Source organism: Paracoccus aurantiacus, assembly GCF_007993065.1.
Classification (GTDB): domain Bacteria; phylum Pseudomonadota; class Alphaproteobacteria; order Rhodobacterales; family Rhodobacteraceae; genus Paracoccus; species Paracoccus aurantiacus.
This window is the reverse complement of record NZ_VOPL01000027.1, coordinates 1-1177: the sequence shown is the minus strand read 5'-3', so window position 1 is coordinate 1177 and position 1177 is coordinate 1. Positions and strand designations below refer to the sequence as shown.

The following is a 1177-nucleotide window of genomic DNA, read 5'->3' as shown; positions in this document are numbered from 1 at the left end:
ATGGCAAAAGCAAAATTCGAACGGACGAAACCGCACGTCAACATCGGGACGATTGGTCACGTTGACCACGGCAAGACGACGCTGACGGCTGCGATCACCAAGTATTTCGGTGACTTCAAGGCGTATGACCAGATCGACGCGGCGCCGGAAGAGAAGGCGCGCGGGATCACGATTTCGACCGCTCACGTCGAATACGAAACCCCGACCCGTCACTATGCGCATGTCGACTGCCCCGGCCACGCTGACTATGTGAAGAACATGATCACCGGTGCGGCACAGATGGACGGCGCGATCCTGGTGGTGAACGCGGCTGACGGCCCGATGCCGCAGACCCGCGAGCACATCCTGCTGGGCCGTCAGGTCGGCATCCCCTACATGGTCGTCTACCTGAACAAGGTCGACCAGGTGGATGACGAAGAACTGCTGGAACTGGTCGAGATGGAAGTGCGCGAGCTGCTGTCGTCCTATGACTATCCCGGCGATGACATTCCGATCATCAAGGGCTCGGCGCTGGCTGCTCTGGAAGGCCGCGACGAGGAGATCGGCGAGAAGTCGATCAAGGAACTGATGGAAGCTGTCGACAGCTATATCCCGACGCCCGAGCGCGCCGTGGACCAGCCGTTCCTGATGCCGATCGAAGACGTGTTCTCGATCTCGGGCCGTGGGACGGTTGTGACCGGCCGTGTCGAGCGTGGCGCTGTGAACGTCGGCGACGAACTGGAAATCGTGGGCATCCGCCCGACGAAGAAAACCACCTGCACCGGCGTGGAAATGTTCCGCAAGCTGCTGGATCGCGGGGAAGCTGGCGACAATATCGGCGCGCTGCTGCGCGGTGTGGATCGTGACGGTGTCGAGCGTGGTCAGGTTCTGGCCAAGCCCGGTTCGGTGACGCCGCACACGAAGTTCGAGGCCGAAGCCTATATCCTGACCAAGGAAGAAGGCGGCCGCCACACGCCGTTCTTCGGCAACTACCGCCCGCAGTTCTACTTCCGCACGACGGATGTGACCGGGACGGTGAAGCTGCCGGAAGGCACGGAAATGGTGATGCCGGGCGACAACCTGAAGTTCGAGGTCGAGCTGATCGCCCCGATCGCGATGGAAGAAAAACTGCGCTTCGCCATCCGCGAAGGCGGCCGCACCGTCGGCGCCGGCGTGGTCTCGAAAATCATCGAGTGAT

Annotated in this window: 1 protein-coding gene; it reads left to right on the top strand. The window is 61.6% G+C overall.

Features of this window, described 5'->3' with window-relative positions; all coding sequences use genetic code 11:
* The coding region (gene tuf, locus FQV27_RS18680; protein WP_147101613.1) for an elongation factor Tu at window positions 1-1176 on the top strand (1176 nt) is incomplete at its 5' end.
* Window position 1177 lies beyond the last annotated feature (1 nt).